This is a genomic window from Psychrobacter sp. GP33, from assembly GCF_014119005.1.
In the GTDB taxonomy this organism is placed as follows: domain Bacteria; phylum Pseudomonadota; class Gammaproteobacteria; order Pseudomonadales; family Moraxellaceae; genus Psychrobacter.
Map to the genome: position 1 here is coordinate 299,847 of NZ_JACGYX010000003.1, position 14,856 is coordinate 314,702.

14 protein-coding genes are annotated in these 14,856 nt (G+C 39.7%); 9 read left to right on the forward strand and 5 right to left on the reverse strand.

Annotated features, from left to right (window positions below; translation table 11 throughout):
* Positions 1-6: 6 nt before the first annotated feature.
* Complete coding sequence (locus H2245_RS06060; protein WP_259365103.1) at positions 7-309, reverse strand: DUF1810 domain-containing protein; 303 nt, start codon at positions 307-309, stop codon at positions 7-9.
* Positions 310-480: 171 nt separating this feature from the next.
* Between H2245_RS06060 and H2245_RS06065 the strand changes: the two genes are divergently transcribed.
* The 8 genes from H2245_RS06065 (at position 481) to H2245_RS06100 (ending at position 10,963) form a co-directional block, all read left to right on the forward strand.
* Complete coding sequence (locus tag H2245_RS06065) at positions 481-1,128, forward strand: glutathione S-transferase (RefSeq protein ID WP_182406486.1); 648 nt, start codon at positions 481-483, stop codon at positions 1,126-1,128.
* Between the two features lie 784 nt (positions 1,129-1,912).
* Positions 1,913-3,076: an L-aspartate--glyoxylate aminotransferase BhcA gene (gene bhcA, locus H2245_RS06070; RefSeq protein ID WP_182406487.1), complete on the forward strand. Its 1,164-nt coding sequence runs from the start codon at positions 1,913-1,915 to the stop codon at positions 3,074-3,076.
* A gap of 92 nt (positions 3,077-3,168) precedes the next feature.
* Positions 3,169-4,149: a beta-hydroxyaspartate dehydratase BhcB gene (gene bhcB, locus H2245_RS06075; protein WP_182406488.1), complete on the forward strand. Its 981-nt coding sequence runs from the start codon at positions 3,169-3,171 to the stop codon at positions 4,147-4,149.
* 124 nt (positions 4,150-4,273) lie between these two features.
* On the forward strand, positions 4,274-5,425 hold the full coding sequence (gene bhcC, locus H2245_RS06080) for a 3-hydroxy-D-aspartate aldolase BhcC (protein ID WP_182406489.1): 1,152 nt from the start codon (positions 4,274-4,276) through the stop codon (positions 5,423-5,425).
* Between the two features lie 104 nt (positions 5,426-5,529).
* Positions 5,530-6,519 (forward strand): iminosuccinate reductase BhcD, encoded by a 990-nt coding sequence (gene bhcD / locus H2245_RS06085; protein WP_182406490.1) that lies wholly within the window; start codon positions 5,530-5,532, stop codon positions 6,517-6,519.
* 553 nt (positions 6,520-7,072) lie between these two features.
* Complete coding sequence (locus H2245_RS06090; RefSeq protein ID WP_182406491.1) at positions 7,073-8,200, forward strand: carboxypeptidase family protein; 1,128 nt, start codon at positions 7,073-7,075, stop codon at positions 8,198-8,200.
* An 8-nt stretch (positions 8,201-8,208) separates the two neighbouring features.
* Complete coding sequence (locus H2245_RS06095; protein ID WP_404944663.1) at positions 8,209-8,673, forward strand: DUF6977 family protein; 465 nt, start codon at positions 8,209-8,211, stop codon at positions 8,671-8,673.
* Positions 8,674-9,280: 607 nt separating this feature from the next.
* Positions 9,281-10,963 carry an NAD-dependent malic enzyme gene (locus H2245_RS06100; protein WP_182406492.1) on the forward strand — a complete coding sequence of 561 codons (1,683 nt, stop codon included), beginning with the start codon at positions 9,281-9,283 and terminating at the stop codon, positions 10,961-10,963.
* A gap of 272 nt (positions 10,964-11,235) precedes the next feature.
* Here H2245_RS06100 and H2245_RS06105 read toward each other — a convergent pair whose 3' ends face one another.
* Positions 11,236-11,754, reverse strand: coding sequence for an HAD family hydrolase (locus H2245_RS06105; RefSeq protein ID WP_259365104.1), 519 nt, complete (start codon positions 11,752-11,754; stop codon positions 11,236-11,238).
* Between the two features lie 266 nt (positions 11,755-12,020).
* On the opposite strand from H2245_RS06105, the gene H2245_RS06110 reads away from it, so the two are divergent.
* Positions 12,021-12,563 carry a TetR/AcrR family transcriptional regulator gene (locus tag H2245_RS06110; RefSeq protein ID WP_259365105.1) on the forward strand — a complete coding sequence of 181 codons (543 nt, stop codon included), beginning with the start codon at positions 12,021-12,023 and terminating at the stop codon, positions 12,561-12,563.
* 8 nt (positions 12,564-12,571) lie between these two features.
* Here H2245_RS06110 and H2245_RS06115 read toward each other — a convergent pair whose 3' ends face one another.
* The 3 genes from H2245_RS06115 to H2245_RS06125 form a co-directional block, all read right to left on the reverse strand.
* Positions 12,572-13,363, reverse strand: coding sequence for a sterol desaturase family protein (locus tag H2245_RS06115; protein WP_182406493.1), 792 nt, complete (start codon positions 13,361-13,363; stop codon positions 12,572-12,574).
* Entirely contained in the window at positions 13,360-14,025 is a 666-nt protein-coding gene (locus H2245_RS06120; RefSeq protein WP_182406494.1) for a CDP-alcohol phosphatidyltransferase family protein, read from the reverse strand. The genes H2245_RS06115 and H2245_RS06120 overlap by 4 nt, the downstream gene beginning before the upstream one ends.
* 61 nt (positions 14,026-14,086) lie before the next feature.
* A complete protein-coding gene (locus tag H2245_RS06125; protein WP_182406495.1) occupies positions 14,087-14,779 on the reverse strand; it encodes an ATP-binding cassette domain-containing protein in 693 nt (230 codons plus the stop codon).
* Positions 14,780-14,856 lie beyond the last annotated feature (77 nt).

Genomic DNA, 14,856 nt, shown 5'->3' on the forward strand with positions numbered 1-14,856 from the left:
TTTAAATTATCGGGCGTGCTGAATTATTGCAGCAGCACTCTTATGAGAGTGCTGCTGCAATAATTCAGCACATTCTAATAGCCGCTTACCAAGTACCTTGTGTTGTAAGTATTGCTGCGCTTGTGCCGTGTTATCTAAGGCAAAACGCTGTGCCATCGTACTGTAGCCTAGACCCCGAATCTGCGGAAAGATAAACCACATCCAATGTGTACGCTTTTTACCCTGAGGTAACTCTTTGATTACTGAAGAATAGATAGTATTTTGAGCTTGGATGAAATCATCAAAGCTTACTTTATTCGATGTGCTCATGTCATACCTCCTTGTAAAATACTTAATTATCTTATATGTATTATATAGACTGTATGATTAATTTTATTACAGACTAGGCTCAAAATATATAATAGTTGGAATCAGTAGATTTGAGTCCATTATTTTCCTTTCACCTTTATAGTAACTACATAGTAACTGCGAAAAATACCTATGACCTCATTACTTCCTTGCTTGTATTCTTTTCGTCGCTGTCCCTATGCGATGCGTGCGCGTTTGGGTCTCTTATTTGCAGAGTTACCTATAGAGATTCGGGAGATCGTTTTAAAAAATAAACCTGCTCAGCTGTTATCGATTAGTCCAAAAGGAACAGTGCCTGTTTTGCAGCTTGTCGATGATGAGGTAATTGAAGAGAGCTTAGAGATAATTATGTGGGCGCTTAAGTGTCAAGACCCTCAAGGGTTATTAGATATAGAAGTTTTGCATCAAGCCACTGTTCTGATTGAACAAAATGATAACGACTTTAAACATTGGCTGAATTGTTATAAATATGCTGATCGCCATCCCGAGATGACTCAAATAGAATATCGACAACAGGGTGAAGCCTTTTTACATGTTTTAGAAGCATTACTAACTAAAACCCCTTTCCTGTTAGGGAATAGCGTGAGCCTTGCCGATATTTGTATCATGCCTTTTATTCGTCAATTCGCTCATGTGGATAAAAATATTTTTAATAATCTACCCTATCCAAACCTGCAGGCGTGGCTACAAAATTGGTTGGAACACCCGTTGTTTCTTGAGGCGATGACCAAGTTTACACCATGGCAAGACGGTGATGAGGTAGTGATTTTTCCTTCATAACATAAAGCGATCAGAATTTTCTGGTAAACGAGTAGAAGAAGTAGCAAAAATTTCATAATCGATTTTCTATATTAAAAGTCAGATGTATACCAAAGTTATTCTGGAAGTCTTATTTGAATGATATGAAGACTTATAACAACATAAAGATTTTAAAATTTATTTTTAAAACAACGATTTAGCCTATATCATAGCTCATTAAAGGCGCGACATAACGTGAGTTTAGCCACCAAAAAATATTGATTAAATGATTGTTAAGCGCAGATTTGAAAGGCTTTTTTAAGGTATTTATTTGTAAAGCAAATGCCTATCATTTTAATTATTGAACGGATGTCATTGATAAAATATCTATCTCTCAGATAATTTTAAAGAATGCTATTCGGTAGTCTTGGCAGTATTGGTATGAAAAATTTAGCAAGCTTCGCGAAGGTGGTCGAAAAATATTATAGGCTCTACTACTTGTAATAAAGCAGATTTCCCTGTATCTTAATAACAACTTTCTGCTGATGCTATATTCTATTGAGTTGACTCGTATTTATAGTTTCTCAACCAAAAAATATAAGCCGATTATTCGCATAAACGTTTACCGCAACAAACACCATAGAAAGAATGCAGTAAGTAGTAAAATGATAAATTACCTGCAACTTCATTCTTTTAATAACATGGTTAACTTTTAAAACCTGCAAAAAACAAAAAACAAAACTGTATGAGTCAGGAAGACTCTAGACTTTAACCTGCCTATACAATTTGTATGTAACCTTTGTCTATACTTACAAGGATGTGAATCATGTCACTACAAAACCCAATTTTTATTCCTGGTCCTACTAATATTCCAGACAGACTACGTCGCGCGATGAATGTGCCGTCTCAAGATCATCGTGCGCCTGATTTCTCAGATACCTTTTTGCCTGTGCTCTCTGGTGTCAAAAAAGTAATTGGTACGCAAGATGGTGAAGTTCTGTTATTTACCTCTAGCGGGACAGGCGGTTGGGAAGCGGCTATCAGTAATACTTTATCACCTGGCGATAAAGTTCTAATTGCACGCTACGGTATGTTTTCTCATCGCTGGATCGATATGTGTCAACGTCACGGGCTTGATGTGCAAATCGTTGAATGTCCTTGGGGAACTGGTGCACCTGCCGATAAATTTGATGCTATTTTAAGTGCAGATACAGAGCACGAGATAAAAGCGGTCATGGTTACGCATAACGAGACAGCGACTGGGGTAATGAGCGATATTGGTGCCGTTCGTAAGGCAATGGATAGCGCTACTCATCCTGCTCTATTGTTTGTAGATGGCGTCAGCTCAATTGCTTCTGTACCTTTCAAGATGGATGAGTGGGGCGTCGACGTTGCTGTTGCTGGTTCGCAAAAGGGTTTTATGCTCGCAACAGGTATGGCAGTATTAGGCGTTAGTCAAAAAGCCTTGAGTCATATGGACGAAGCTAAGCTACCACGCACTTATTTTGACTTCCGTGATATGTTGAAAGCAAATGCCAATGGCGGCTTTCCTTATACACCACCATTAAACCTAATCTATGGTTTAAGAGAAAGTCTTGAGATGTTGGCTGAGGAAGGGCTTGAAAACGTTTATGCGCGTCATTATCGTTTAGCTGAAGGCGTACGCCAAGCCGTTAGTGCATGGGGTATGAAACTATGTGCTCAAACTCCTGATCTTTATTCTAATACTGTAAGCGCTATCTTTGTTCCTGAAGGTTTTGACAGTAATGAGCTTACCGATCACGCTTTTAATAAATACGGTATCTCTTTTGGTATTGGTTTAGGCGAGATGAATGGTAAGGCTTTCAGAATTGGTCATTTAGGTTCATTGACTGAAGTGATGGTATTAGCAGGACTAGCAACAATTGAGATGGCAATGGCTGATTTGAACTATCCAATCACGCTAGGTCAAGGTGTTGCAGCTGCGCAAGAATACTTCCGCAATAACTAATTGTCAAATAAGAAAAATTAGTAATCAGATATAAAACAAGTTAAGAAGAAACCACTTAACAAATTAACAAAAATCTCTAAGGTATATTTTTTATGATAACAAATGACGATGGATTAGTGATTCCAACTCTTGATGATATGTTAGAGGCTCATGAGCGTATCAAGCCGTATATTCATCGTACACCAGTGTTGACCTCTCAGTTCTTAAATGAGTTGGCAGGCTGTGAGATGTTCTTCAAATGCGAAAACTTCCAAAAAGCAGGTGCATTTAAAGTACGTGGTGCATCGAATGCAGTCTTCGGTCTGTCTGAAGAAGAAGCCAAAAAAGGCGTTTGTACGCACAGCTCAGGCAACCATGCTTTATCTTTGTCTTATGCTGCAGGTCGTCGTGGTATACCTTGTAATGTGGTCATGCCTTATAGCGCACCAGAAGCTAAAAAAGCTGCGGTACGTGGTTATGGCGGTATCATTACTGAATGTGAGCCATCTACCACTTCACGCGAAGAAGTATTTGCTAAAGTTCAAGCAGAAACTGGCGGCGACTTTATTCATCCATACAATGACCCACGCGTAATCGCAGGTCAAGCGACCTGTTCACGTGAGTTTTTAGAGCAAATGGAAGAAAGAGGCGTGAAGCCGGATATGGTTGTTGCGCCAATCGGTGGCGGCGGTATGATATCTGGTACTTGCTTAACATTATCGAATCTTGCACCAGACGTTAAAATATACGCTGCTGAGCCATTAAACGCTGATGATGCTGCACGTTCCTTCAAAGCGGGTCATATCATTGCTGATGATGCACCTAACACCGTTGCTGATGGCTTAAAAGTACCGCTTAAAGACTTAACGTGGCATTTTGTTAGTAATTACGTGACTGATATCTTGACTGCGACAGAAGAAGAAATCATTGAAGCGATGAAGCTAACGTGGACTCATATGAAAATCGTTATTGAGCCAAGTTGTGCGGTTCCACTTGCCGTTATTCTAAAAAATAAAGACGTCTTTGCAGGTAAAAAGGTTGGTGTCATTATCACTGGCGGTAACGTTGATCTTGATAAATTGCCTTGGAACTAATTATCGGCGAGTAAGTATTGTTAAATAAGTATGAATTAAGCGTTAAATAAGTATGAAAATGCGCAAGTTCAAACGCATTTTCATACTATAAAATACAATCAATGAAAACAAATGGAGCATAAGTATGATTACTGAAGAATTAGAAGTTGGTTTTAACGTCCCTGCTGAAGTTGGTATGGATGAAGCTGATATCCAAACTCCTTGCTTGATATTGGATCTTGATGCTCTTGAGCGCAATGTCAAAAAAATGGGCGATTATGCGAAAGCCCATAACATGCGTCATCGTAGCCATGGCAAAATGCATAAATCAGTTGACGTACAAAAACTGCAACAAGAGCTTGGCGGCGCAATCGGCGTATGCTGTCAGAAAGTTTCTGAAGCTGAAGTATTTGCACGTGGCGGCATCAAAGATATCTTAGTATCAAACCAAGTACGTGAGCCTGCCAAACTTGCTCGTTTAGCAAATCTGCCTAAATTAGGTGCAAACATTACTGTTTGTGTTGATGACGTTGATAGCGCAGCTGAACTATCTGCTGCTGCAACTAAAGCCGGCACGCAACTTAATTGCTACATTGAAATTGACTGTGGCGCAGGTCGTTGTGGTGTGACTACCACTGAAGCTGTTGTTGAAATTGCTAAAGCGATTGATGCTGCTGAAAATATCAAATTTACTGGTATTCAGGCTTATCAAGGCGCAATGCAGCACATGGACAGCTTTAGCGATCGTAAAGCTAAAACTGAAGTCGCTATCGCTCAAGTACAACATGCTATCGATGCATTGACTGAAATCGGTCTAAAACCGGAATTCGTTTCTGGCGGCGGTACAGGTAGTTACTACTTCGAAAGTAACTCAGGTGTTTTCAATGAGTTACAGTGTGGTTCTTACGCATTCATGGACGCTGACTACGGTCGTATCCTAGATGAAGACGGCAACCGTATTGATGCTGGTGAGTGGGAAAATGCTTTATTCATCCTAACGTCAGTTATGAGTCATGCCAAACCTGACAAAGCGATTGTTGACGCAGGTTTAAAAGCACAATCAGTAGACAGTGGCCTACCATTCATCTACGGTCGTGATGATGTTGAATACGTTAAATGCTCAGATGAGCATGGCGTTGTAAGTGATCCTAACGCTGTATTAAAAATCAATGAAAAATTGAAGCTTGTACCGGGTCACTGTGATCCTACTTGTAACATCCATGATTTTTATGTTGGTGTCCGTAACGGTAAAGTTGAAACTGTATGGCCAGTATCTGCACGTGGTCGCGCGTACTAATCTTTATACGCTGAATTAGTTTAGTTTTCTAAATGGGCTGTTGTAGCTTTAGCCTACAGCAGCCCATTTTTATTTGAGAATTGTATAATAAAAAGGAATTTATAATGAGTGAAGAAAACAACGAAGGTCTATTGATCGTATCGGAAGATGCTTGTAAGTCAGTGATTGATCGTGATTCTGCCTTTACCGCAGTCGAAAATGTATTTGCATCTATGTCACGTGGCGATGCGTACAATTTCCCTGTTATTCGCGAAGCAATTGGTTATGCTGATGCGTTATATGGCTTTAAATCAGGATTTGATCGTGCTGGTAAATCATTGGGTCTTAAATCAGGTGGATATTGGCCAGGCAATGCGGCTAAAGGCTTAACCAATCATCAATCAACGATTTTTTTATTCAATCCTGATAATGGCAAATTACGCGCACTAGTTGGCGGTAACTATTTAACTGCCATACGTACTGCAGCAGCGTCTGCGGTATCAATCGCCCATCTAGCACGCAAAGATAGTAAAGTGCTTGGTATGGTCGGTGCTGGTCATCAGTCTACTTTTCAGCTACGTGCTGCGCTTGAGCAACGCAATTTTGAAAAAGTAGTCGCTTGGAATAAAGATGCAGATCGTCTTGGAAACTTACAAGCAGTTGCTGAAGAACTAGGCGTGCCATTTGAATCTGTTGAACGCGAACAGTTGTGTGCAGAAGCGGATGTAATCATTACTATTACCTCAGCATTTGAGCCTCTGCTTATGAAAGAGTGGATCAAACCGGGTACGCATATTGCTTGTATGGGTACTGATACGGTTGGTAAGCAAGAAGTTGATGAAGCATTAATCGCTGCTGCCACGGTATTTACTGACGAAATTGCCCAGTCTATTAGTATTGGTGAAGCGCAGCATGCTATTAAATCTGGTGCTATAAAGCAAGACGATATCACTACCCTAGGTGACGTTATCAATGGCGACCATCCAGGTCGTAGCTCAGATGATGAAATCACGCTATTTGATGGTACAGGTGTTGGCCTGCAAGATTTAGCTGTTGCTTCTGCTGCTGCCAAACTTGCTGTTGAAAAAGGTCAAGCTCAGAAGATTTCTTTATAACAATTCAGATAGTTATCTTACGTTAATTGTCTTAAAGCTTAGTATATAAAGATAATATACTTTAAAGCAGCCAAATAAATGATTTGGCTGCTTTTTTATATTCAATAGATAAATATAGTTAATTAATTGTACAAACTTAGCGTTTTACTGAATAAGAAGATAGAAGATAGAAGATAGAAGATAGAAGATTTCTCATTAGTTACATTATCATTTACTGAACTACACTAGTACTAAGAAAAGCAGTGAGTTTTGATATAACAGGCCAATGTGAAACTGTATTACCGAAAGTGATTAATTCTTTATAAATTATCATTAGGCTCCTTTAACATTTAAGATAAAAAAACATATAATGATTTTGAAGGAATCGAAGTCACTAGGGATTATGTCTAAATACAATGATGAGTGACCTCACCAAAATCCACACTGTCGTCTAAGACTTATAGTACATAAAATTTTGGTTGATTTAGTTTATAAAAATACTGTAACCTAAAAAGTAGATGAATTAGAGGTTATTCTTTAAATCATAATTGTACAAATTGATTAAGGAAAGGTTATGCGTATCACTGCTAATTTTGATTCAGGTAATATTGAAGTTATTAATCTGGAGGATAAAAAAGACATTCAGTTGGCGATTCGTCCAGATTTTGGCGGAGAGTTTTTGCAGTGGTTTAACTTCCGTTTCGAAGGTCAGATTGGATCGCAATATGTCTTTAATATTATTAATGCTGGTGAAGCGTCATACCTTAAAGGCTGGGAGAATTACCAAGCGGTTGCCTCATACGATCGTCAGCATTGGTTTCGTCTGCCAACCTCTTATAAGGACGGTAAATTAACTATAGTGACAGATATGGAATGCGAAACCATCCAGATTGCTTATTTTACACCTTACAGTTATGAGCGTCATCAAGACTTATTAGCAGCCGTGCAGACACACGCACTAGTAAGTTTAGAGCATTTAGGGGAGACTTTGGATAAGCGCGACTTAACTTTAGTCAAAATTGGTAATAGTGATAGTGATAAACGCAACATTTGGATTATTGCGCGTCAGCATCCTGGTGAAACAATGGCTGAATGGTTAGTCGATGGGCTGATACATAGCTTATTAGATAGCAATAACGCGACCGCTAAATTATTATTAGAGAAAGCTAACTTTTATATTGTACCTAATATGAATCCTGATGGTAGTGTGCGCGGACATCTACGGACTAACGCAGCAGGGGTGAATTTAAACCGTGAATGGTTAAATCCCAGTTTAGAAAAAAGTCCTGAAGTTTTCCATGTAATTCATAAAATGGAGGCGACAGGTGTGGATTTGTTTTATGATGTGCACGGTGATGAAGCCTTGCCTTTTGTTTTTTTGGCGGGTTCACAGGGGACGCCAAGTTACAACGATAGGTTGGCTACTCTACGAGATAGATTTTCAGAAGTACTAAAGCTCGCCAGTGCTGACTTCCAATCTGACGTGGGTTACGATATCGATGCACCGGGGGAAGCGAATATGACTGTCGCCACTAACTGGGTTGCTGAACGTTTTGACTGCCTTGCCAATACTTTAGAGATGCCGTTTAAAGATAACGATAATGTGCCCGATGCCGCTAGAGGTTGGTCGCCAGAGCGTTCGATTAAACTAGGGGAAGCTTCGTTGGTTGCTATGTTGGCAGTCGTTGATGAGTTGCGCTAATAGATAAAATAAAATACAAACCCGTACTCATACCTAGAATTAACACTGACAATCTGATAAAAATGGACATGGTTAGGTTTGAGTGGCATGTGGGATTCGCCAGTAGACAAAAGAACAAATCCATCCATGATATGCATCAAGTGATTCTTAAAAAGTATGAGCGATTAATAACTTCAGGTGAATTAATTAGCTACAATTATTTTGGTATAGAGTGGAGCGTAGAGCCATTGACCGCGTTTTATGATTGGCTGTATGTGAATGCCCTCAAGCAAAATCCTCAGCTGCATGAAGAGGTCATGCAATATCAAGCCTTTACTGATATGGAATTTAATCCAAAAAAATCCATCCATTGTGCAGCTTATGCTCTAGCGATGTTTGTGGCGCTCAATAAACGAGAGTTGCTTGATAATGTTGAAGACCCTGCGGTATTTTTTAACTTATATCATGATTTTAAAGTGAGTAATACTGAGTAGCTTTTGGAAGAGGGTTAGGGAAGTAACTATCCTGTTATTTTGTGCTATGATTTAACGGTATCCACTTTTTTGCTATCGATGAATACTATTTATGATACCGTTGTTTTGGCTTTATACCACGCTATGCATTAATTTAATTATTAAATCAATGCATAGCGTGGTATAAGGTCTGCGTGATGATAAGCATTATTAAAATATATTAACAGAGTGCTCAAATTGCGCATCAATTATTAAGCGTAAGCTATTTATTAAAAGTGTTAATAGCCTTATAATAGATAATTGTAACAACATATTTAATAGCAATAGAATACCGCTATATTCATTCGAATCGCGAGTCTATGCTCATTATTGTTGCAAATTTAACCTTTATGATTCTAATTCAGTTTATTGTTTCTTATAAATAATTAGATTTTGATTATATTAACCATTTTTATGCTTAAAATGGTTACTAAAGTTGACTTTTTGCACTAAACCCCGGTATTTAGCACATCACCTCAGTGACACACTAAATAAGAAAAAGATGCTGATGCTATGTATAATGCAGCACTGTACAATACAGCACGAGCAGACTTTTTTACTCATACGCCTTTAATAAGAAGATTTCATTATGTCGAACAAACGTCCGTTATATATTCCTTTTGCTGGGCCCGCACTATTAGAAACCCCTTTATTAAATAAGGGTAGCGCTTTTTCATCAGAAGAACGTGATAGCTTTAATTTAACAGGTTTATTACCTCACAACATTGAGACGATTGAAGAGCAATCATTACGCGCTTATCATCAACTTCGCTCATTTACCAGTGATATAGATAAGCATATTTACCTGCGTAATATTCAAGATACTAATGAGACGTTATTCCATCATTTGATTGAGCAGCATATTGAGGAAGTTATGCCCCTCATATACACCCCAACGGTTGGTCAAGCTTGTGAAAAATTCTCACAAATTTATCGCCGTAAGCGCGGTTTATTTATCTCGTATCCTGAGCGCCACAAAATCGATGATATGCTACAAAACGCCACTAAACAAAAAGTAAAAGTAATTGTTGTCACCGATGGTGAACGTATCTTAGGCTTAGGTGACCAAGGTATTGGCGGAATGGGTATTCCAATCGGTAAATTATCTTTATATACAGCTTGTGGTGGTATTAGCCCAGCTTACTGCCTACCAATTTTGTTAGATGTTGGTACCAATAATCAGCAGTTACTTGACGACCCTATGTATATGGGCTGGAGAAATCCAAGAATTTCTGGCGATGAATATAATGAATTTGTAGATCTATTTATTCAAGCCGTTAAACGTCGCTGGCCTGAAGTGTTATTACAATTTGAAGATTTTGCCCAAGAGAACGCAACACCGTTATTGAATCGATATCGTGATCAGCTATGTTGCTTTAATGATGATATTCAAGGAACTGCTGCTGTTTCAGTCGGTACATTGATTGCAGCGTGTTTAAATAAAGGTCAAAAACTCAGTGAGCAAAGAATAGCATTCTTAGGTGCAGGATCCGCTGGTTGTGGTATCGCCGAGCATATTATTCGCCAAATGCAGCGTGAAGGGTTATCAGAAGAGCAGGCGCGTAAACAGGTATTTATGGTGGATCGTTATGGCTTACTAACCGATGACATGACAGAACTGCAAGAATTCCAAGCATCATTAGTACAAAAAAGATCAGATATTGAGAGTTGGGATAAAGGTCAGGAGCTCAGCTTAGCGCAAGTAGTTAAACAAGCAAAAATAACAGTATTGTTTGGCGTGAGCGGGCAAAAAGGTCTGTTTACCAAAGAGCTAATCGAATCGTTATGTGCTAATACTGAACATCCAATTGTATTGCCACTGTCAAACCCAACGTCACGTATTGAAGCCACACCGCAGGAAGTGACTAACTGGAGCAAAGGTAAAGCAATCGTTGCAACGGGTAGCCCTTTCCCTAATTCAACTTTTGATGGTCAGAATTTTGAGGTTTCTCAGTGTAATAACAGCTATATCTTCCCAGGTATTGGTTTAGGCGTTTTAGCAGCACGTGCGACGAATATCAGCGATAATATGTTAACGGCTGCTAGCCAAGCACTTGCAGACATCTCAATGGAATATGAAAAAGCACCCGGTGCTATATTACCGCCTATTAAATATATCAGAGAGATCAGTGAAAAAATAGCCTATGCTGTTGCGCTACAAGCGGTTGAAGATAAATTAGCATTACCTGTAACCGTAGAAAATTTAGAACGTCGATTGAGCTCTAATTTCTGGTTACCTAAATACCGAAATTATCGCCGTACTTCTTTCTAGTTTTGTAAAATATTAATAAAAAAAGCCGAATGTTACTTTTAATCGTAACATTCGGCTTTTTTTATTAAGTTGCATTTATGAAAGAAATAGCTTTGCTAGAAACGATATCTAGTTAATAAGCATTAATAACTTTGCAGTGATTTTGGCATACAGATTTTCAATACTTCGCAACACATAGTCACGATGATTTTGATTGCTGGCATGGTCTATTATAGATCGTAATGATAATGTACTAATGGTTTGAAGTGGCTTGGATAACGCGAGTTTATGTCTCAATACAATAATTCTTTAGCGACCATGCGATAAGTTTCGGGAGTAGATTTAAATTTACCAACACTCTCAACGCTAAAGTTATGTTCAAAGAATTCGGTTAATCCCGCCTTTTCTAATGGAGTGGGTGATGTGCTACTAGGCGAATTGGTCAGGGTTACCAATCGAAAGCTTGCATCACGCAAGCGGGTGAGGGCGGGGATAACGTCAGGATGGGCTGGCATGTTGCTTAAGTGCTGTTTTAGTTCGGTGATGCCGCTGTCTATAATCTCTATCTGATGAATAGTCGCTATCATCTGAAAGGCACCGGCACCAAGCTCACCAAAGGGTGTATGAAGTCCGGATAACGTCATGGTTTGTGAATATAAAACCAGCTGTGCAAACCATTCACGCATAATGGCTCGATCGCCGAATACGCGCTTAAATAACGGCTCGAGACTGGTAATATCGAGTAAGGTCTCGTTGACATCGAATACGATAATAGATGGAAATCCATTCTGAGTTATTTTGTTCTGAGCCATGAGGCATCCTTTTTCGTATAGTCGATAAAATAAGGGCCATAATATAGCGTGGCTGCTTAACTTTAACTGGACGGTAAGGACTATTTAAGATGAAATTGAGTAATTATTCAAATTTATGCTGTCGCGTTTATCGTGCTGTCATTAGCTACTCACTGATCGCGACTTTGAATAAACTGGAATCCATCATGGCTCGTGCAACCCTTCATAATCGACAAGACTCTTTAGATCGAGCTTTACAGCTGTTCTGGTAAAAGGGTTTTCATGCTATGTTTTTAAAGGATATAGAAAAAGCGCTCGATATACGCCCTGGTAGTATCTACGCCGCCTTTGGTAGCGAGGACGTGCTATTTCAAGAAGCACTGGATTATAATGCCCGTACGGCAATGGTTGAGCTAGAACGTACCTTGAGCAAGCACCGATCGCCATTATTGGGTTTGGCAGCTTCATTGCGTTTACTTGGCGGTATACGCAATGAAGCGTTACCGAGCCGTGCGTGTATGCTGGTTAAGAGCTTATTAGAGATTGGCGCACGTGAGGCGTCAGCTTTGCAGAAAGTCAAAGGCATGCTCGCAGGGATGGAAACACACTTTACCAATTGTTTTATCAAATCGCAGCAGCTTGGAGAGATAGACGGTCAGTTAAATCCATCACGCCTTGGTCGAAGGCTGCAAGCTGAAGTCATTGGGCTTCGTGCTTTTGCTCAGCGTGAAATTGATAGTAGCGCTGTCCATGAGGTCGCCGAAGATATGGCGTTATCGTTGGAGGCGCTTTATAAAGGTGATATCAATAACATGGCAGCAACCAATTAATAAGTCACTCATTTATTCTGAAATGGCATTATTAACAAGCGCCACAATGAAGCATTTTGTTTGGCAGTAGGATATTCAATCAAACCGATATCAAGTTGATCATCGGTTTTTTTTGCGACACTTGTATAGCTACCGAATAATTTATCCCACCAAATGACACTAAAGCCATAGTTAGAATTGGTCTCATTGACGAATTGGCTATGGTGTATACGGTGCAATATTTGGGTCATTAATATAAGGCGTGCTGGCTTTTCAATAGCTGGTGGCAGGCGAATATTGGCATGATTAAACAATGCCAAACCATTTAACGCGATCTCAAATATAAGTACTGCTATCGCAGGCACGCCCAGTACAATGACGGCAATCAGCTTTATCAGAATACTGAGTATAATTTCAAGCGGATGAAACCGAAGACCAGTGCTGGTATCGACATGCGCATCGGCATGGTGAACCCGATGCAAACGCCACAATATAGGGACGCGATGAAACAGTCGATGTTGCCAATAGATTAAAATATCAAGCAAAATCAAACTAAGTACGATGATTATTACATTTGGCAGCTCTATTAGATTAAATAAGCCAATACCATTTTTCTGGGTATAAATTGCCACCGCCGTCAGACCAATCGGTACTGCTAAGCGCGAAATAAGCGATGAGGTGAATACCAAACCAAAATTAGCAACCCAACGCTTACTGTTCTTAATGAGGGATTGTCGTGCGGGTTTTCGCCATTCAAATAGCATCATTATCACTAAAATGCTAAAAAAGAAGCCGAGTCGCCACCATATTTCATGTGTCATCGGTTTGCTCCTTTTGTTTCAGTTTCTATGCTGGATTGGATGTTGGCTTCTTGCCGCTTAAGGGTATGGTAGCCGCCGTATATGCGAGTAAAAATAGTAATCGTACAGGCAATAGCAAAGAGCGTTGCGAATAAGGCAAAATGCTGTGGCCAAATACAAAAAGCGATAAACAGCGCAATGGTTTCTGTGCCTTCGGTTAGACCATTTAAGTAATAAAAGCTTTTATATTTAAACTGTGGTCTATCAATTTTAAACTTTTCAGCCGCAATAGCAAATGCTAAAAAGCTGGAGCCAGTACCTATAAATGTCGCTAATAATAAGGCACCAGCAATAGCATTTTGCTCAGGATTGGCCAAAATAAATCCAAACGGAATAGCAGCATAGAATAAAAAGTCGAGAGTAATGTCTAAATAACCTCCAGCGCTTGAGCTTTGATTAGCATATCTCGCCAGCGGGCCGTCAAGCCCATCTAAAACTCGGTTCAAAATGATAGCAATCAATGCCGCATACCAATACTCAAAGGCGATTAGTGGTACGGCTAGTAACCCAATTAAAAATCCTACCACCGTCAGCTGATCAGCCGTTATAGAACGCTTGTGTAGTAGTATCACTACTGGCGTTAACAGTGGTTTTATAATGGGAGTGAGGTACTTATCTAGCATGCTGGGTGCCTTTTGGGTTTAACTGCTGACTCTAAAATTAGGGTGCTGAATGGATGGCTTTTTAGTGGATAGTTTTTACATTAACGCCTTCTAAACTAACATTCTCTAAATGAATCACTTTGCCATTAGTTGCCTCAGCATCGCTATGATCGTGGGTAACCATAATAGCAGGTAGGTTACGATTACGAATTTGCTCAAATACCAATTGGCGCGTATCCACTCGCAACTGGGTATCCAGTTTACTAAATGGCTCATCAAGTAAGATAGCTTTCGGTTCGCTAAGAAGCAGTCGTAGTAACGCAACCCGCGCTTGTTGTCCACCAGATAGACTATCAGGATGGCGGTTGCCCATACCTGCTAAGCCTACTTGCGTCAGTGCCTCTTCTATTTTTGCCAGCCTTTGTTTTTTATTCCCTTTTTCACTACTTTCTGTATTAGTTTTAGGCATTGCAAAGGCAATATTTCCGGCAACTGATAAGTGCGAGAACAATAGCGCATCTTGATACAATACTCCGATATGTCGTAAATGCGTCGGTAGGTTGCTAATATTCTGACCGTCAAGTAATACTTTACCAGTGGCAGTAAAACTGCTGGCAAGTGTGCCCGTCAGCCAGTTTAATAGACTCGATTTACCACTGCCCGAAGGTCCCATGATAGTGAGTATGTCGCCGCCATTAACTTGCTCATTTAAGCTAAACAGTAATTGGTCTTGACGGAAAAGCTGTAAGTTTTTTATCTGTAAAGAGGATTGCATCAAGATACCTTTGACGTCATGCATGTTTAAAAATATGAGCTTTGAGCGCTTCGCACCACAGTTTATTAAAAATAAAA